This is a genomic window from Anoxynatronum buryatiense (assembly GCF_900182905.1).
Lineage (GTDB): Bacteria > Bacillota > Clostridia > Peptostreptococcales > Tindalliaceae > Anoxynatronum > Anoxynatronum buryatiense.
In genome coordinates, this window is record NZ_FXUF01000001.1 from 129,209 (window position 1) to 147,924 (window position 18,716).

Here is an 18,716-nt window from a genome sequence, read left to right on the forward strand (position 1 = left end):
GTCTTATTATCAGACGAAATCCATTAAAGTTTTTTATGTCATGAAATATCCATGCTTTATCCTTTAAATACGTATTCATCCAACAGCCGGCTGGTGGCTTCTGCCACTTCACGGGTATCCATCTGCCAATGATACGCGCTGACCAGTTCATAGGTCCACCATCCATCATAGCCGGAAGCTTTCACCGCTTGCACCCATTGAGGCACATCAATGTCGCCGTCTCCTGCATAATATCCTCTTAGGTCTGTTTCATCACAAAGGGTTCCCGGCGGGTTTTTCTTACCATCACCAAAGTGGATGTGGTAAATCTGTGCCGGATTCATTCGGGCAACATCTTCCGGAGTGGTTTTTCCACCATACCACAAATGCCAAAAGTCGATGACCATACCAAAGTTATCCCGCTCAACTGCTTCAATGAGTTCCAGGCTCTGCGAAAGGGAGTGAATGGGTGACCAGGCCACTGGCTCCAGCTGGAATCGGACACCATAGCAGGCGCCCACATCGGCAATACGTCGAATGTTCCGGGCTGTCAGTGTTCGGATTTCTTCCCAGGAGCGACCTTCCAAGGCGCAGAGCGGAACCAGCTGAATGCAGTCGCATCCCACTTCCTGTGCGAATCGAGACAGGGATTCAGTCTCCATCAGCATTCGATGAACAGCATCGTCATCTGTCCGCTCCACATGGGCCACGTCATTAATACTAATCATTTGAATGTCCAGATTATTAAGGGTTTCCTTAACCTGATTTGTCGACAGTCCGGCTGCCAGGTAATCATGCACCTTATCGCCGGCCATCTCAACTGCTCCAAAACCTGCTTCTTTGGCAATACGAAGATCTGACAGCAAGTTGCTTTTCCAGATGGATTTGGTATGAAGTGCTTTTCGATTCATTCCATCACTCCCTCTATGTTTTCATCGACTTGTCACTGTGATTAAAACTTTCTCAGCTCTCTGACAGCTGTGGCCATTCGTTGATGCGCCTCTTTCACTGCAGGGTTCTCTGAAACCGACGGAGTTCCCACACGCCAGAAGTTGGCGTATCCGTCTGTCATAGTGCCAGGTAGAACGTCGATGGCGATCAGTGTGGATACCGGTGATTTCCGGCTCATCTCCAGGGCGTTTTTCAACTCTGGCAAGGATCTGACGTGATAGGCCTGAGCACCGTACCCCTCGGCCACCTTGGCAAAGTCAATGGGGATTGGACTGCCTGAAAGATTACCGGTGTCAGCTTCACGGTACCGAAATTCGGTGCCATAGGTGTCGATACCCTGATTATTCTGCAACTGGCGAATACACTGATGTCCATGATTGTTGAAGAGAAGGATGTTGATTTTCTGCCGTTCCTGCAGGCTGGTGATTAAATTGGAATGTGCCAGTAAAAAAGCACCATCGCCCACAAAACTGTATACTTCTGCTTGTGGTTCTGCCAGCTTGACACCAAATGCGCCGGCAATTTCATATCCCATGCAAGAAAACCCATACTCCAGATGATATGTTCCTGCCTGACGCACAGACCAAATTCGTTCCAGATCTGATGGCAGGCTGCCGGAGGCGGCCACCACAATATCTGAAGCCCGAAGCCACTGGTTAAGCTCCATCAATACACGGGTCTGGGACAGTCCTTCTACCGGGTCGAGAGCTGACAACCGCTGCAGTTCTTCATGCCACTGAATCTGGGCATCTTCCACTTCATTTTGATAGCCCGTGGTATACTGCTTTTCAGTCAATGCTTCTGTCAGCGCAGTCACTCCTTCCCGAGCGTCTGCAACAAGGGAGAGGGCTCCCATTTTCAGGGCATCCATCCGACTGAGATTAATGGACACCAGTGGAATACCGTTATGTTGAAATCCGCCTTTGGAATGGGTGACAAAATCATTCAGCTTGGTACCTATGGCAATGATGATATCTGCTTCTTTCATCAGCTGGTTTGCCGCCAGTGTACCGCAGATTCCGGCGCAGCCTACATAAAAGGGGTGATCTCCCTGAATTTCACCTTTTCCCGCCTGGGTTTCAGTCACGGGGATACCAAAGCGGAGAGACAGCGCCTTCACCGCTTCACCGGCAGCACTGTAGCGAACGCCGCCGCCGGATATGATCAGAGGTTTCTTTTTGCCGGCTATCAGCTCAGCAGCTCTTTGAACTGCTTCTTTTGCAGGCGGTGTTCGATCCAGGTACCAGATGCGTCTGGCCAGGAAATCCACCGGATAGTCATACATCTCACCCTGAACATCCTGGGGGAGGCAAAGGGTCACCGCACCGGTTTTTTCCGGATCTGTCAGTACCCGAAGCGCATTAAGGCATGCACTCATCAACTGTTCAGGCCGGGTAATCCGGTCCCAGTAACGGCTGACAGGTTTAAAAGCATCGTTGGCACTAATGGTGTAGTCTGATTCCACTTCCACCTGTTGCAGTACCGGATCTGGCTGTCGGTCGGCAAAGGTATCCCCCGGCAGTAACAACAGTGGAATCCGGTTGACTGTGGCAGTGCCGGCAGCTGTTACCAGGTTCAGCGAACCCGGGCCGATGGAGGCAGTGCAGGCATAGATTGCCCGCCGTCTTTTTTGCTTGGCGTAGGCCATACAGGCATGGGCTATATCCTGTTCGTTTTTCCCCTGAATAAAAGGCATCTGATCTTTCATCTGTTCCAGTGCCTGTCCCAGCCCCACCACATTGCCGTGACCAAAAATACCCATAAATCCATGTACAAATGGTGTGACTTCGCCGTCAACATGAATCATCTGATTTTGCAAAAAAGTCACCAATGCCTGCGCAGTGGTTAATCGAATTGTTGTTTTCATGTCATGCCTCTTTTCCGTTTCCAAATTCAAATCGTCTGTGGTGTGTCATTTTTCCGGCCAGATTTTTGCATCCGGCTTTTCCACCCATAGATGTTCTTCTTCAAAGGTGGGGGCAATATAGGGGTTATCTTTCAGGTGTCTGATGACCCATAAAAAGTACATGGCATATCCCGGTGCCGATACCTGTGGATGGACTAAATTAGGTGCAATCAATACAGTGTCATTGTTTTCCAGTAATACTGCTTCTTCACCCAGTTTCATGAGTCCGAATCCATTTTCGGGCTGAAGCTTGTAGAAGTAAATTTCTGGCTGTTGATGATGATGAGAGGGAAAGCCGGCCCATTTACCCGGATAGTGTACATCTTCGCCAAACATGATGTTGGAATCCGGTGATAAATCCACATTATGTGCCGTTCGTACAATTCTTGTTCCTGTTTCGTTCATGGTCCCTTCTCCACGTACTTCTTTGATAATCTCACTGCCTGAACGCACCACCGCCTGAAACTTTTTTTCATTTTCTGTTCGAATAACAGCCATTTCGCTGTCTGGTGCCACACCAACAATTTTAACCGCTGTCCCTGCCGGTACATTCAGGCACCACAGTTGATCATCCAAAAATGTGCTTCGGCTGACATGTTCCTGTCGGTTTTCCCATGCTATCGTTATTTCTCCATAGAGCAGGACAAATATGCGTTCATAAGGGAGATGGTCAGAATAGTATTCCTCAGCCGGGAGCTTCAGGATCCCAAAATCCATCAGCATTTCAGGGTGCACTCCTGTCATTTCTGTAATGGCATTGTATCCGGTCTTAAAGGGTTGTTGTTGCTTAATTCTCATCTTCAGCACCTCTTTTCTTTGGTACAATGGTGGCAGATAACTGACAAAAAATCGTTAGAACTTTGAAAAGCAGCTTGCTGATCCATCGTTTTATTTAAGTTGGCAAATAATTTCATAGGCCACTTTTTCAAGTTGCTGAGCCGGTTTTTCAAAGAGTGTCAGGCGATCATATACCGCTGGATTCTCTTGAAAAGACTGACGAAGAGCTTCCCCAAAGGCGCGTCTCAGAACTGTTCCTATGTTGACTTTTGCCACATGATGCTCTTTTAACTTATTGATGTCATCAGAACCGATCCCGGAAGCCCCATGTATCACCAGTGGTGTCTGGCAAAGGGACTCAATGCTTTCAAGTCTTGAGAAATCAAGTTTGGCTTTGCCTTCGTGTAATCTGTGGATGTTGCCCACCGATACGGCCAACCAGTCAACCTGACTCTCCTGACAGAATTGCCATGCTTCTTCTGGCAATGTCATTTCACTGCGGGTTTCACCCAGATCATCGTATGGCACCGAACCAACTTCGCCTTCAACAGCAACGCCTTTTTCTCTTGCAAGGCAAACCACCTGGTGGGTGTTCATTATGTTTTCATTCAATGGAAGCTTTGACCCATCATACATGACTGATGTGAATCCATTTTCAATGGCTAGTTGAATACTTTTTAACTCAGTGCAATGATCCAGATGAACACCGACAGGTACACTGGCCTGACTTGCGATGGAGTTCAGCAGTGCCCCCCAGTGTTTGATGTTCATGACACGCCGGGCATCCCGGTTCACCATCAATAGTACTGGCGCATTGGCTTGTTCTGCTGCTTTTACCACTGCCAACGAATCTTCATACCCGAAAACATTGAAGCCGGGGATCATTTTTTTTTGAAACGTTGCATGTCGAATATATTCATTGATGTGCTTCATGTAAGATCCTCCATGAGCTGTTCATCAGATATGAACTGATGGTCTGCCAAATGGGATTTTGCCTCTTCCAGTGTGGGCATGGCATCAGCACAGCTGTCCCCGGCCAAAACGATGGAGGCACAGGCAGATCCCAATGCCATGGCCTCCGCTAAAGGCCACTTTGAAAAAAGTCCGTACAGAAGCCCTGCTGCATAAGCGTCCCCTGAGCCGAAGGTTTTTTTGATGCGGGTAGGAATGATACCCTGCTTCACGATTTTTCCGTCAGCCGTATACGCACAAGACCCTCGGGCACCATCTTTAATCACCACCAGTTGGACACCTTTCGACAGCAGATCCTGCGCTGTACGTTGGTTGTCACGGTTTCCAGGCATTGACAGGAACTCAAGCACATCAAACTCTTCTCTGTTTCCAATCACCACATCACACAATTCAGCTGTCATGGAGTAATAAAGCGCTGCTTCTTCTGCACTTTTCCAACCAAAAGGCCGGTAGTCCAAATCCATTAACAAGTGGGTTTTCTGACGCCGGGCATAGGTGATCAGTGTCAGCATCGCTTCTCGTGATGGACTCTCCGATAACGCTGTTCCTGAAATCAAAACGGCTGAAGCCCGCTTAACATAAGCTTCACTGATTTCATCCGGCTGAATCATAAGATCTGCTGTCTTTTCCCGATACAGATAGGAGCCACTTTGATGCGGATTCAAGATTTCTGTCACAGCCAAGCAGTTTCTTGCTCCTGTTTGGTCATCCATCAGTCCGGTGATGTCAATACCAGCTTTCTCAAAGACTTTTCGAATATAGGTGCCCATGCCATCACCGGCAACCTTTCCAACAAACCCGGTTTTCAAACCCAGGCGGGCTGTGCCCTGAGCAATATTGGCAGGTGAACCACCCACAGTTTTAAAAAAAGTGGCAGTTTCTGCAAACGAACTGTTCATTTGCCCAGCGTTGAAATCAATACCTGCCCGGCCTGCCAAAATCAAATCAAGTGGTCGTTGCTGGTTTAGTATCATTAAACTTCACCTCCCGATGTTTCGTTTGTTTCGTTTCTATTTCGTTTATGTTTTGATTTAAGATTAATGCTTTCGTTCTGAATTGTCAATCATTATTTTTGAATTATGCGCCATCATTTGACAGGATTTCAGGCTTATGATTATAATGATTTATCGGACTGCCGGAAAGGAGACAATGATGCCAAAGAAAAGAATTGAGCTGATAAGAGAACAACTATTGCAACACCAGCAAGTATTGGTCAGTGATTTAAGTGAGTCTTTCGGCGTCAGTACCGTCTCCATCAGAAAAGATTTGTCGATTCTGGAGAACGAAGGATTTGCCCAGCGATTTTACGGCGGGGCTTCTCTCAGCCTAAATCAGGCACCATTGACATCAAAAGGCCAAACAGTTTTGGATTTCTACCAGGATCCTTTACGACAACAATTGGCAGAAGCAGCCTGTCGTGAAATCGAAGATGGTGATTGCCTTTTTTTGGGATCTGGAAGAACCTGTTGTGTACTGGCCCGGAAGTTGGAACGTTTTCAGAAGCTGACAGTGGTGACCAACAACATTACTGCTCTCCAGGATTTGCTTGCCAGGGTTTCCAAAGTTTATCTCATTGGCGGTGAAGTTACTTCTACTGATGCCAATACCCTTTTTTCCAGTTGGGAACAACCTCAACCTTTCACAGAGTCCATTTATGTGAATAAAGCTTTCACCAGCATTTCAGGAATTGATTTAAAGGCTGGGCTGACTGTTAACTCCATTATCAGCACCTATGTGTTTAAGCACATCCCCAGTATGGCTCACCGATGGATTCTCATGGCTGACCATTCAAAATATGACCGCATTGCCATGTACCCTGTCGCTGACCTTTCAAAGATACACACCATTATTTCAGATGATTTCCCAGATCTGTACCGGGAATATTTCCAGAAACACAGGATTGACATCATATCTGCCACACAAGATTCTGATCGCACATGACCGCCATCTCACATCTAAAGTAATCACCTGAAAATCAACATTAAAAAACCGGCTTGCGCCGGTTTTTGAGGTTTTATGAGGGTAAACTTCAATCTTCTGTTGATTCTTCCATTATGGTAACTTTATCCATCACATCGCCTTGTCGAATATCATCAACCACTTCAAGACCCTCAACAACTTTTCCAAAAACAGTGTGGTTGCCATCCAAATGAGGCTGTGGGCTGTGGCAGACGAAAAACTGGCTTCCGCCTGTATCACGACCTGCATGGGCCATTGACAGACTGCCGCGTTCATGGCGTTTCGGGTTGTTGTCCAGTTCACATTTGATGGTATAGCCTGGTCCTCCGGTTCCGGTTCCATGAGGACAACCGCCCTGAATGACAAAATCAGGTATCACCCGGTGGAATGTCAGCCCATCGTAGAATCCATCCTTAATCAGTTTTTCGAAGTTTGCCACCGTGCCTGGGGCATCCTGTTCAAACAATTCGATAACCATTGTTCCCTTACGTGTTTCAATGACTGCTTTTTTCATGAATTTCCTCCTGTCTGATGACGTGTTATTTAAGGCCATCTAGTGATTCTGCCTCATGGCTTGAGCGCAAAGAAAACTTCCATCTCTGCACCTTCCACTTCCACTTTTTGAGAGTGGCGATTCACAACGCCGTTGATGTGTCGAAAGGCTATCATTACTTTAACAGTTTCCGTCTCATCCGTAAAGATCATTTCTCCAAAAGGCAGTGGGCCCATTTTTCCTGTTCCTGCTGCTTGGATAATCGGCTCTGCCATCTCATCCAAACGCTGCTGATAAACAATCAAACTCTGATTGAGAATGCGTATTGTACGGCTTTCCGGATGGTACGTTACCTGGAGCTCAGCTTCATTGATTTCAGTTTTTTGGCTGCCATAGGTATTCAGCGTGGTCATGTGTGTATACCCTTCAATGGGAATCAGTTCCGATCCCTCTTCGCGTCCCAGGTAAACATACTCCTGTCCTTCCCATGGAATACCTGTATCATAATGCGCCGCAAATCCATAGATTGAATCCATATCACCCATTTCAAAGCCTTGCGGAACACCCGCAAGCTGGTTAACGTCATGGTATCGCAGGTAGTATTGCAGGATAGAGCTGATGGATCTCTGGTCTTCTTCCGGAATGTTCTGCCGAGGTATGATTGTTCCATCTGTTTCCAGCAGCTGGTGGTTCGCCAGCAATTGCCGGTAACGATTTGACTGACTCCAGCGAGAAATGGAATAAGCATTCCATGGGCCAGTGACCGATAGAACTGCCATCACTAATAACGCCGCGACAATAGGCAGATACCTGGGTTCCCGAAACCGCCATATGAAAAAGAGCATCGCTCCTGTAAGCCATATTCCCGTTACCAGCAGGAAAAAACGGGGCTCTGTAACGCCGTACGCGTGAATACGAATGCCAATTCCTGTGAACATGATTCCAAAAGGCAGTAAGATTACTGCTGGCATCCAGCGGGCAAACAAGGCGGCCCAGGGATGTTGCTGCCGCAGAGGTGTGCTGAGAAATAACGTGATGGCGGTTGCTATTCCATACCAGACCACCAGATGTGCCACCAGATTATGGGGCCATTGGCGCGTTATCAAAAGCCGGATGAAGAACGCATATAAAATCAGTGTGTATACCACCAACAGTGGCATTACGATGAACAGGAACACGCCCCGCAGCACTTTAGAATAATCATACGACCTCTTTTCTTCAGAATTGCGGGGAACCTCTGAAAGAAAGACTGCCGGTGCCACCACTCCTGCCACCACCAGGAATATATCAAAATACAAACGGGAAGGTATGGTGATTTCAAAAAGGATGTGAATCGCTCCCAGCATCAAAGCCAGGCCGGTATACAGAATTCCCGAATAAAGATAAGTGACAAAGAAAGCGGCAAACAGCCTGACAACATGCATCTCGAATCCTTCAAAATCATGAACATAAGGTACCATAAGAAATCCCAGATAAAGAGCCAGGCTATACCCTGTATATCGGGTAACCTGTATCATTCCCAGTTCAGGAACCAACAGAAAGAATCCGGCAACCTGCAATACTATCACCAGACCATAGGCCATCCATTCAGGTACTCGTGTTGGGCCAGATCTGTCTTCCCTGTAAAGCCGGATGATTAACGTCATGGGAAATCCGATAGCGGTCATCATGGACACCCGTTCCAATATTTCACGGTACTGCGTCTGTTGATAATCCACATGATTTAATACTATCAAAAGTGTCACGGTGGCTGCTGCCATGAACATTGAAACCGGAAAACGCCTGAAACTGATGGCAAAACGTTGTAGCAACTGACGCCCCAAATCCTTCACTTTCATTTTCACGCCTTCTTTCACAGACTGGTCATTCTGATGATGAATTCTCAACCACATGACTATTGGATTAATACCCATTTTCAACTCTAACACCTATATACCTACCTCAAAATGATGAATTGTATGGTATGATGAAAAGGAAAAACAATAAGGAGTGATGTCCATGGCAGTTCTCATCTTTGGTCATAAAAATCCAGATACTGATTCTGTCTGTTCTGCCATTGCCTATGCTGCACTCAAAAGCCGTTTGGGAATTGACGCCGTTCCTGCTGCCGCCGGTAAAATCAACCGGGAAACCGCTTTTGTCCTAAACCGGTTCGAAGTCGCCCCTCCCTTGATCATACAGGATGTCAAAACGCAGGTGAAGGATCTAAAGCTGGAAAACATCCCCGGGCTCCCCCCAACAACGTCAATTCTTGAAGCCTATCACCTAATGGAAGAAAAGCATCTGCCTACGCTGCCCGTGCTTAATGATGCCGGCGAACTTCAGGGAATCGTCAGCATGAAAGATATAGCCATGGGGTTGATTCGCGGAGATTTTCACCGGTTGTGTACATCTGTCAGTAATCTGATTGACGGCCTCAATGGCACCCTGCTTTCAGGTACCGCCGGCGAAATTGAGGGACGCATTTCCGTCATCGCCTTTTATGTGGAAACCATCAAAGGAACCTTCAATGATGAAAGCATTATCATCGTGGGAGACCGTTATGACATTATTGAACATGCCATCGAATCACGGGTTCAACTGATTATCATCACCGGTGGCAAACCCATTCCCGATAAATATATCCAACTGGCTCAGTCTGCCGGTGTCTGCATGCTCTCCGTTCCCAGTGACACCTATTATACTTCCAAAATGATCCATCAGTGCGGTTACTTGGCCAGCATCATGCGTATTGGTGATGTCATTCGATTTTATCCCAATGACTATCTGGAAGATGTGCGGGATGAAATGAGCCGCTCTCACTTTCGCAGTTATCCGGTGGTGGATGAAGGTAGTCGATTGGCAGGTTTCATTAATCGCAAGCATGTGCTTAGTCCCAGCCGAAAACGGGTGGTTTTAGTGGATCACAATGAATATGCTCAAAGCGTGGACGGTCTTGAAGAAGCTGAAATCATGGAAATTATTGATCATCATAAGCTGGGCGATATTTCCACTAATCTCCCCATCTCTTTTCGAAACGTACCGGTGGGCAGCACTTGTACCATTATTTATCAAATGTATCTGGAACACGGGCTGGAACCCAACCGCCGTATGGCTGGGTTGCTTCTTTCCGGCATTCTCTCTGATACGCTTTATTTCAAATCACCCACCACGACACTGGCCGACCGAAAAGCCGCCGAAGAGCTTAACCGTTCGGTCAAATCAGACTTGGAAGCGTATGCCATGGAGATGTTCCAGGCAGGCACTTCACTAAAGGGACAGTCGATGATGGAAATTTTCAACAAAGATTACAAAACATTTCAGGTGGGTCATTTTGAAGCCGGAATCAGCCAGGTGTTCACCCTTGATGTGGACGAGGTATTTCTTCGCCGGAATGAAGTGCTTGAGACTCTGCACACCTTGCATGAAAACAGGAATCTGGAGCTCACCATGCTCCTGGTGACAGATATTCTGAAAGAAGGTTCTTATCTTTTTTACCAATGCAAAAACCGGCAACTGATTCCACTGGCTTTTCAGACATCCGCTGACCAGGGGGTTTTTGTTACCGGTCTTGTCTCCCGCAAAAAACAGGTGGTGCCGCGCATTCTGGAAGCCATCCAACAGCTGGATGCTTCCAGATAGTAATTCATTTGTTAATCCAAATCATACTCCAATGCAGTTTCTTCTCCTTTAAGAACGCGCAATGCTCCCAGCGCCAGTGATCGCAGCTCATTTTCACCAGGTATGAGCTCCACCGGCGCAATAAACTCAACCCGCTTTTGGATCCATCCCGTCATCATCTCCGAATATGCAATTCCGCCGGTGATGACCACCCGGTCAACCTTCCCTTCAACAACTGTTGCCAACTCACCGATGGCCTTGGCAATTTGATAAGCCATGGCTTCATACACCAGTTTCGCCTCATCATTACCCTGGGCGATCATTTTTTCCACTTCCAGTGCACTGTTGGTATTCAAATAAGAGATGAGCCCGCCCTTGCCCCTGATTTTTTTCATTGCTGTCCCCTGCTCTTCTTTATAGCAAAGCTTCACCAGTTCCATGCAAGGAACACGCCCAGCCCGTTCCGGCGAAAAAGGCCCTTCGTCATCGGACACAATGTCGACCATGCGTCCCTGATGATGAACGCTGACCGTGATGCCGCCTCCCAAATGTGCCACAATTAAGTTCAGATCACGATAGGGTTTTCCGACTCTTTTGGCCGTTTCAATGGCAGCTGCCCGCATATTCAGCGCATGGGACAGGCTTTTTCGCTTGATATCCGCCAAGCCGGAGATGCGGGCAATGGGTTCGAACTCATCCACTGCCACCGAATCGTAGATGAATGATGGGATTCCCAATGACTCTGCCATTTCATAGGCAATCAGCCCTCCAAGATTTGATGCGTGCTCCGCCAGTGGGCGATTTCGCAATCGGTCAACCATGGCCTCATTAACCCGGTAAGCACCAGATTTCACCGGCGGCAAGATACCACCCCGCCCCACCACAGCTTTCAGTTCTTCCAATCGTATGCCCCGCTCTTCCAACACGCTGGTAATGGCTGTCTTGCGCATCTGGTATTGATCTGCAATTTCCTTAAAAGGTGCCAGATCATCATTGGTATGCTCCAAATTCTGCTGAAAGACTTCTCTCTCGTTGTCGTAAAGCGCTATTTTAGTGGAAGTTGAACCTGGATTAATGGCCAGAATTTTCATCAATCGCATCCTCCTGTTCTTAAGGGCTGCCACAATCATTCCATCGATTGGGCTGCCATTTTATTTTATCATATCAAAAAAATGTGTAAATGCACACTCTTTTTTCACAGTCACCTTTCTGTTTCATCTGTGACTGTCACTTCTTCCGATGCCCCTCTGGGCTCAACCCCTATGATCTCCCTCACCATGGTTACCTCATTGGTGATAATTCCATCAATATCATATTGCAGCACTTCACGAATATCTGCTTCTTCGTTCACTGTCCATACCCAGACACCACGGCCTGCCCGTCTGGCTTCCCGTACCAGTCTTCGACTCAGCATGCCTTTTTGAATCGTGTAAAAATCAACATCAAGCTGATCCAGGTCTCCCAGTGCATAGTACATGATCTGTCCCAGCCGCAATTCGGGTTTCAGGCGGCGCACTTCCTGTAAAAAATCACTATCAAAAGACTGCACATAGCTGTGTTCCACCATACCAGTTCTTTCGATCACGTTCACCAGTTCTCTGGCCAGTACTTCACCACTTCCATAGGTTTTAACATCAATCAGCGCTTCCGCCTGATGATCGATAAGTGTCAGGGCTTCTTCCAGCGTGGGGATTCTCTCACCTTCAAAAGATGGGGAAAAAGCACTGCCAATCTCCAGTTTCTGTATTTCTTCGTGGGTAAGCTCTGCGACTCTGTCATTCACTCCAGCCATTCGTGATAGTGTTGCATCATGATGCAGCACTATCACACCATCCCGCGTCATTTGAATGTCAAATTCGATCACATCAGCACCCATCTCAATGGCCGACACTATGGCGCTGAGTGAATTTTCGGGCGTATTTTGCGAATCTGCCCGATGAGCGGCAACTGCCACATTCCTCCCCACATATAAAAGATCTTTGTTGAGGGTATACCCGGCATAAAATGAAACGATAAGGTTAACTGCCAGAATGGCCGCCAGCAAATGGCGGCGCCGGCGAAACAGACGTTGCAGCAGCTTTTCAATTTTCTCAAGTGATGAAAACTGCCTTGTCTTCAACAAATCTTTTGCTGGTACTCCCGCTCGCTCACTGGTTTTGTAATAAAGCCTTGTGAGAAAAATCATATTCACCGGCATCATCATCAGCGATAACATCAGTGCCAAAAATCCCGATAATGTCGCCCAATACTGGCTGAACAAATAACTGGTGGCTATTCGCAGTTTTTCAGGAACCAGAGAGGCCGCTGTCAATGCACCCAATACCAGACCAAACAGGATCATATTTAACGCCATCATCATCAGTAATGTTGACAACTTTGTTCGGTGAGTCAGCTGGATACTGGTGCGAATGGCCTGGCGGGTAGTTTTTCCCTCCAGAATAATTAAATGCAGCGCAAAAATCCAACGAATCAAAGTATAGACCAAGCCCACCACCATCACCCAATACAACAGCCGGGTAACAAAGGTTGCGAGGATTTTTTCCATTAGCAGCGGCGGTATATTGACACGACTTGATATGAGCGGTTCAACAGGAAGTTCGATTAGAGGAATGATGACCAGCAATAGCAATATCAGGTAAACCATTCCAAACCCGATGATGCGTGGCAAAGAATAAATGGCTGTGGCCATGGCCTCTGAAATCATCACCCGCTGCTGAAAAAATCGCTTCTGTGCGATGACAATGAGCGTTCCCAGTTCAAGAAATATCAGCATGACAGCCAGGGCTGCCAGCCCCAAAAACCCCAAAAGTCCTCTTGTGTTCAGCAGGATGCGAAACACTTCACTGTTGAGAACGACGCCTGAACCGGTTAAAATCAAAATCCTGTTCAGCAGAAAAGCCAGTACCGGCACCAGCACATAACTGGTCAGCAACATGTACAAAAGTGCAAAGGCCATATAGTGGCGCCATGAACGCCGAAAATCCAAAAGGCTGTTCAGAATAAGTCTGATCACAGACAACTCCTTTCCTTCCTATGGAACGGAATTGATGAATGTCAATTGATATCCGACAGTCTTAAGTTCAGAATGCATCTTGTATAATACCGTATCTTCCACATGAAACCGAGTTTCGCACTGTTTATCTGTGGTACATATAAGATAAAGCAACGAAAGGATTTTGACAATGACCTCCGACAACCATTACCTTAACCATACAACCACAGCAGGAAATAACGACGGTCAGCAAATGGGCTGGCACTTTGACAACAGTTACCTGAATCTGCCGAATGGTCTTTATACCCTCGTGAAACCCACACCTGTCACTGCTCCTGATTTGGTGCTGTTTAATGAAACACTGGCCGCCACACTGGGCTTAAATGCCGCTGCTCTCAACACACCCGAAGGTGCTGCTATCTTTTCAGGCAATCAGCTTCCCTCTGGCACCGCATCACTGGCCCAGGCGTATGCCGGTCATCAGTTCGGTCATTTTGTATTGTTGGGTGATGGCCGGGCCGTCTTACTGGGGGAACACATGACTCCCATCGGAAAGCGGTTTGACATTCAGCTGAAAGGTTCTGGTACCACTCCCTATTCCCGGCGGGGTGACGGCCGGGCAGCTCTCGGTCCCATGCTTCGTGAGTACCTGATCAGTGAAGCAATGAATGCCCTTGGCATCCCCACCAGCAGAAGTCTGGCAGTGGTCACCACGGGTGAACCTGTGTTGCGTGAAACACAGCTTGAAGGTGCTGTCCTGACCCGTGTGGCTGCCAGCCATATACGCGTGGGCACTTTTCAATATGCAGCCGCCCGCCTTTCGCAGGAAGATTTACGCAGTTTGGCCGATTACACCATTCAACGACATTATCCCGAAATTTCTTCATCTGATGAACCCTACCTGTGTTTACTACAATCTGTCATTCATCAACAGGCTTCATTGGTGGCTCAGTGGATGCTGGCGGGTTTCATTCATGGTGTGATGAATACTGACAATATGGCCATCAGCGGTGAAACCATCGACTATGGCCCCTGCGCTTTTATGGATACCTATCATCCCGGCACCGTGTTCAGTTCCATTGACCATGGCGGCCGCTATGCTTATGGCAACCAGCCTTCCATTGCCGGATGGAATCTTGCCCGGTTTGCCGAAACGCTGCTGCCACTGCTCCATTTAAAAAAAGAGACAGCCATTACAACTGCGCAGGGGGCACTTGAAAAATATGCTTCCGTTTATCAACAGCACTGGCTGCGGGGAATGCGGTCAAAGCTGGGGCTGTTCAATGAGGAGGATCAGGACGAATCACTCATTACCCGGCTCCTTTCACTCGTGGAGACCCACAAGGAAGATTATACCAATACCTTTGTCGCCTTAACCCACGACAAAACAACTGAAACCAGCCTGAGCACCCAACCTGGTTTTTCTGACTGGCTGGCAGCGTGGCAGGCTCGTCGCAAACGTCAACCTTATTTAATCAATGATTCGCAAGCCTTGATGCATCAGTCTAACCCTGCCGTGATTCCCCGTAATCATCATGTTGAACAAGTACTGGAGGCTGCTGTTCATCACCACGATTTTCAGGGGTTTCATCGCTTTCTTGAAGCGTTGTCACAACCGTATGCCCACACTTCCAGTCAGCAAACCTATGCAGATCCGCCACCGCCATCTTTCAAGCGGTACCGCACTTTCTGCGGCACTTAATACGCTCATCTGATAGAACTCAGTCTTAGCACTTGATGTTCATTGAGCCTGCTTCATATGCTTACATTTGTTCTTTCACACAGCCGCACTGTTATAGCTTTATGTTTCGAATCACATGATATAACCCGTATGGAATCAGCAAAGCCCCAGCCAACCCAATAAAAAAGCTCACTTTGAAAAAACCGGCCAGCAGACCTGTCACCGCAGGATGCGTTGCTATCAGTTCGATGCCTGTCACTGCCAGAACGCAGCCAAAACCGATCCCCATTAATTTGAGGCTGGTTTTCATTGATGGCCCTTTCAGCAGCATGACGCGTTTTTGCATTGCTGTGTATTGGGCATCTTCTGAATTTTTTCCTTCAAACTCCCTCAAATCATTTGCCTTTTTCCACATGTTCATTGTTGGACCTCCCGGTTTTTGAAGGCTTCCTGTTGATATCAGTTTATCATACTGTTATTGGGGTTGCCAGCCGTCTTTCTGCAGGGTTTTATTGATGATTTATGGTAAAATGGAATCAAAGGAGTGAATGCCATGCGCACTTTTCCATCCATTGATGAAGTACAAGAAATGCTTGAAAGGATATCCGACGAAATCCCCCAGGATTTCTACAGGGAATTAAACGGTGGGGTGGTACTGGTTGAGTACGCGAAAAAACACACCGATACCCAACCTGATTTTCCACTTTATATCATGGGAGAATATCAACGCAGCGCCATGGGGCGGCAAATAATTCTGTATTATGGTTCTTTCCAAAACGCCTACACTCATCTGTCGGAAAAAAGGCTGTATGAAAAACTCAAAGAAACACTTCTCCATGAATTCACCCACCATCTTGAAAATCTGGCTGGTGAACGGGGACTTGAGATTAAAGACGAAGATCAGTTGAATACTTACCGCCGGATCAGATCAAACCGTTGATCAAAAACACTAAAATACAGGCAGCCGCAGCTGCCTGTATTTTAGTGTTTTTTGATCTGTTGATAACGTTGAATATTATCTTCGTTGAGAAACTCATAGGCGTCGTTAATTTGCTGAAACTTTTTGGTGGCATCAGGACTCTGGTTAACATCAGGGTGGTGCATCTTGGCCATTTTGCGATATGCCAGCTTAACCCTGTATTGATCTGCGTCTTCCGGCACCCCTAATACGTCACAGCTCTTTTGATATTTTTCGCGAAATGCCACATATGGATTTGATGTTCCCTGACTATAACCATTTTGTTGATGCCCAGACTGCCCGAAACCATATTGATTGTATGACCAGCCTCCTGCACCGGTACCACCGGTACTCCAGGAGCTGCTGTAAGTATTTTGCTGATTCCACTGCTGAAAGCGCTCTTCCCATTCCCGTTGCTGTTCATATCTTCGCTGGCGTTCCCGCTTAATTCGGTCTTCTTCCGCCTGGCGGTAAGCTTTTTTGAAGTGATCAAAGGCTTTGTAGCTGTAGCCGGATTTTCCCATCCAGCAATTTGCTGTATGAAAGAGATATTCTGTCAGAATATACTTCACATATTTGAGATAGGTGATGAAAAGTGCCCCCGCCACCGGAATGAACAAGATCATCATCAACAAAAGCAGTATGCCTGGATTTCCCAGCAACCAGGCTCCCAGAGGGCCGATCATCAGAAAGAAAAACAGACACCCGCCCATGCTGATGAGCACTGCACAACCTCGAAGAAAACTTTTAGCAATTAGTACCATGGTTTCAGTGGCGTAAATCAGGCCGTCAAGTACTGCACCAATCCCCTTCGCCAGTCCATAGACCCCTTTTCCAAGGATCTTTTTTATCAATATCATCCCACCTTCCACCATCTATCAATATCAATGGCTTTATCACCGCCCATTGACTGCGAAATTATATTTTTCGCACCACCTGATTTTTACACGCCGGACAGGTCACCCTGACTTTTCCCTTGCCCTTGGGAACCCGCAGTGTTTTTTTACAATTAACACACTGAAAATAATGATGGGTTTTTGCATCTTGCCGGCGCCTGTTCAAAAATCCCACTTTATCGATGATGGGACCTACTGCTTTTAAGAATTTCTGGTTTTCCAAACGACGCTGATAGACATTTTTGGAAAATGTACGATAAATACCAACCAACAAAGCTGTATATCCCACCATTACCAGTAATGATAAGCCAGCCCATCGGCCAATGAGGTTTATCACCGCTGCTGACACCAGAAGAAACAGGGAGAAATGGTCACCGCCAGCCCGTCCCACCATCCATCGCTGAAGCCAATTCATATCAACACTCCCTTCCCGATGATCAACACTGATCTTGCCAGCATCAATTCCGTTGATTATATCATACGCATTTTAAAACAGAAACATCATAAATGATCAGAATGAACTCTCCATGAACATGCTGAAAATAATGGTTGTGACTTCATTCTGAGAGCCACCGCAAACTCATCTCGCCAACCCTGCAGGAATTCCATCTTGACAGGGCACCTTTGTCTGACATAACCCACACCCAGATATGTAATGGCTTTGGGTCAGCAGGGATGGCCCCAGCTCCTTCTTTAAACGGTTCAAATAGTCGCTGCACCGGTTCTTATCATGCCCTGCCGGTGTAATGGCATTGACCGGGCATCGATACATACAGGCCCCACAGGTGCCATTGGCATGGAAGGCGCACCATTCCTGGTGATTTCTATATTTTCTTTCATCGGCAGGCAGTGTTGCCTTTACCACCAGACTGGTGAAACGCATGGCTTTTCCCTGCCGGGTGATTAATCCTTCTGAGAGGCCAAAGGTTCCCAAGCCTGCCACAAAAGCTGTGTGTCGGTGGGACCAGTTGGATGCGAATCCATATCGAATGGAATTCTCACGCTGCAACGAGGGCAACAAATCAACAGCCACTGCCTCTATCCCTTCATCTGATAATGCAACAACCAGTCTCCGGCAAAAATCTTTGATGAAAGCTTCCCATTCTCCCCGGGTGACCAGCCATTTATCACAGGGAATCTCCCTCACCCCTGCCTGGTCTTTTTTAGTGGCTGCTGTCTGTGAGAAACCAATGCTTACCACGGTGAGGGTCTCATCGTGTGATTGAAGCTCTTGTGAAGGATTGCTTTTATCATAGACCTCTGACGGCAGCCAGTAAAAATCACCAATGTCATCCCGCAAAAATCCAAACAAGGGGTCATTTCCCGCTGCATATCCAGTGATGGGTGGCTGCCACATGGGCTCCAACGGCAGTTGCAATGATTTAAAGAAGTTCAGCTGCGACGTTTCATAAACCCGCTGAATGATTTGGTTGATTAGCGTTTTCGTCATCCGGTATGCCTCCCTGCCTATGCGGCAAATGGTTCATTGATTTGAATGCCCTTTTACTGAATCAATTCCACAAACTGAACCTGGTAACCATCGGGATCCTGC

The 18,716-nt window shown here is 47.2% G+C and carries 17 protein-coding genes; 4 read left to right on the top strand and 13 right to left on the bottom strand.

What is annotated here, in order from left to right; genetic code table 11:
• Positions 1-56: 56 nt before the first annotated feature.
• From QOL74_RS00545 to iolC, 5 genes are all read right to left on the bottom strand, one after another.
• Positions 57-890, bottom strand: coding sequence for a sugar phosphate isomerase/epimerase family protein (locus QOL74_RS00545; protein WP_283407474.1), 834 nt, complete (start codon positions 888-890; stop codon positions 57-59).
• A gap of 41 nt (positions 891-931) precedes the next feature.
• Positions 932-2,797, bottom strand: coding sequence for a 3D-(3,5/4)-trihydroxycyclohexane-1,2-dione acylhydrolase (decyclizing) (gene iolD, locus QOL74_RS00550; protein ID WP_283407475.1), 1,866 nt, complete (start codon positions 2,795-2,797; stop codon positions 932-934).
• Between the two features lie 45 nt (positions 2,798-2,842).
• Complete coding sequence (locus tag QOL74_RS00555) at positions 2,843-3,634, bottom strand: 5-deoxy-glucuronate isomerase (protein ID WP_283407476.1); 792 nt, start codon at positions 3,632-3,634, stop codon at positions 2,843-2,845.
• Between the two features lie 90 nt (positions 3,635-3,724).
• Positions 3,725-4,546, bottom strand: a complete 822-nt coding sequence (locus tag QOL74_RS00560; RefSeq protein ID WP_283407477.1) for a class II fructose-bisphosphate aldolase — start codon at positions 4,544-4,546, stop codon at positions 3,725-3,727.
• Complete coding sequence (gene iolC / locus QOL74_RS00565) at positions 4,543-5,559, bottom strand: 5-dehydro-2-deoxygluconokinase (protein ID WP_283407478.1); 1,017 nt, start codon at positions 5,557-5,559, stop codon at positions 4,543-4,545. The genes QOL74_RS00560 and iolC overlap by 4 nt, the downstream gene beginning before the upstream one ends.
• A 178-nt stretch (positions 5,560-5,737) precedes the next feature.
• Here iolC and QOL74_RS00570 point away from each other — a divergent pair, with 178 nt between their 5' ends.
• The gene (locus QOL74_RS00570; RefSeq protein ID WP_283407479.1) at positions 5,738-6,526 is read left to right on the top strand and encodes a DeoR/GlpR family DNA-binding transcription regulator; all 789 of its coding nucleotides are present in this window, start codon (positions 5,738-5,740) and stop codon (positions 6,524-6,526) included.
• An 88-nt stretch (positions 6,527-6,614) separates the two neighbouring features.
• Here QOL74_RS00570 and QOL74_RS00575 read toward each other — a convergent pair whose 3' ends face one another.
• Together QOL74_RS00575 and QOL74_RS00580 are read right to left on the bottom strand one after the other, a co-directional pair.
• Positions 6,615-7,058, bottom strand: coding sequence for a peptidylprolyl isomerase (locus QOL74_RS00575; protein ID WP_283407480.1), 444 nt, complete (start codon positions 7,056-7,058; stop codon positions 6,615-6,617).
• 53 nt (positions 7,059-7,111) lie between these two features.
• A complete protein-coding gene (locus QOL74_RS00580) occupies positions 7,112-8,965 on the bottom strand; it encodes a DUF4153 domain-containing protein (RefSeq protein ID WP_283407481.1) in 1,854 nt (617 codons plus the stop codon).
• A 70-nt stretch (positions 8,966-9,035) separates the two neighbouring features.
• Between QOL74_RS00580 and QOL74_RS00585 the strand changes: the two genes are divergently transcribed.
• On the top strand, positions 9,036-10,658 hold the full coding sequence (locus tag QOL74_RS00585) for a putative manganese-dependent inorganic diphosphatase (RefSeq protein WP_283407482.1): 1,623 nt from the start codon (positions 9,036-9,038) through the stop codon (positions 10,656-10,658).
• A gap of 11 nt (positions 10,659-10,669) precedes the next feature.
• On the opposite strand, the gene buk is transcribed toward QOL74_RS00585, so the two are convergent.
• Complete coding sequence (gene buk / locus QOL74_RS00590; protein WP_283407483.1) at positions 10,670-11,728, bottom strand: butyrate kinase; 1,059 nt, start codon at positions 11,726-11,728, stop codon at positions 10,670-10,672.
• A gap of 110 nt (positions 11,729-11,838) precedes the next feature.
• The gene (locus QOL74_RS00595) at positions 11,839-13,650 is read right to left on the bottom strand and encodes a glycerophosphodiester phosphodiesterase family protein (RefSeq protein ID WP_283407484.1); all 1,812 of its coding nucleotides are present in this window, start codon (positions 13,648-13,650) and stop codon (positions 11,839-11,841) included.
• Positions 13,651-13,819: 169 nt separating this feature from the next.
• Here QOL74_RS00595 and QOL74_RS00600 point away from each other — a divergent pair, with 169 nt between their 5' ends.
• Entirely contained in the window at positions 13,820-15,331 is a 1,512-nt protein-coding gene (locus tag QOL74_RS00600; RefSeq protein WP_283407485.1) for a protein adenylyltransferase SelO, read from the top strand.
• Positions 15,332-15,422: 91 nt separating this feature from the next.
• Here the strand turns inward: QOL74_RS00600 and QOL74_RS00605 are convergent, their stop codons facing one another.
• Positions 15,423-15,731 (bottom strand): hypothetical protein, encoded by a 309-nt coding sequence (locus tag QOL74_RS00605; RefSeq protein WP_283407486.1) that lies wholly within the window; start codon positions 15,729-15,731, stop codon positions 15,423-15,425.
• A gap of 132 nt (positions 15,732-15,863) precedes the next feature.
• On the opposite strand from QOL74_RS00605, the gene QOL74_RS00610 reads away from it, so the two are divergent.
• Complete coding sequence (locus tag QOL74_RS00610) at positions 15,864-16,250, top strand: metallopeptidase family protein (protein ID WP_283407487.1); 387 nt, start codon at positions 15,864-15,866, stop codon at positions 16,248-16,250.
• 41 nt (positions 16,251-16,291) lie between these two features.
• On the opposite strand, the gene QOL74_RS00615 is transcribed toward QOL74_RS00610, so the two are convergent.
• The 3 genes from QOL74_RS00615 to QOL74_RS00625 form a co-directional block, all read right to left on the bottom strand.
• On the bottom strand, positions 16,292-17,122 hold the full coding sequence (locus tag QOL74_RS00615) for a J domain-containing protein (RefSeq protein WP_346771694.1): 831 nt from the start codon (positions 17,120-17,122) through the stop codon (positions 16,292-16,294).
• Positions 17,123-17,186: 64 nt separating this feature from the next.
• On the bottom strand, positions 17,187-17,579 hold the full coding sequence (locus QOL74_RS00620; protein ID WP_283407489.1) for a hypothetical protein: 393 nt from the start codon (positions 17,577-17,579) through the stop codon (positions 17,187-17,189).
• A gap of 165 nt (positions 17,580-17,744) precedes the next feature.
• Entirely contained in the window at positions 17,745-18,614 is an 870-nt protein-coding gene (locus tag QOL74_RS00625; protein WP_283407490.1) for a hypothetical protein, read from the bottom strand.
• Between the last annotated feature and the right edge of the window lie 102 nt (positions 18,615-18,716).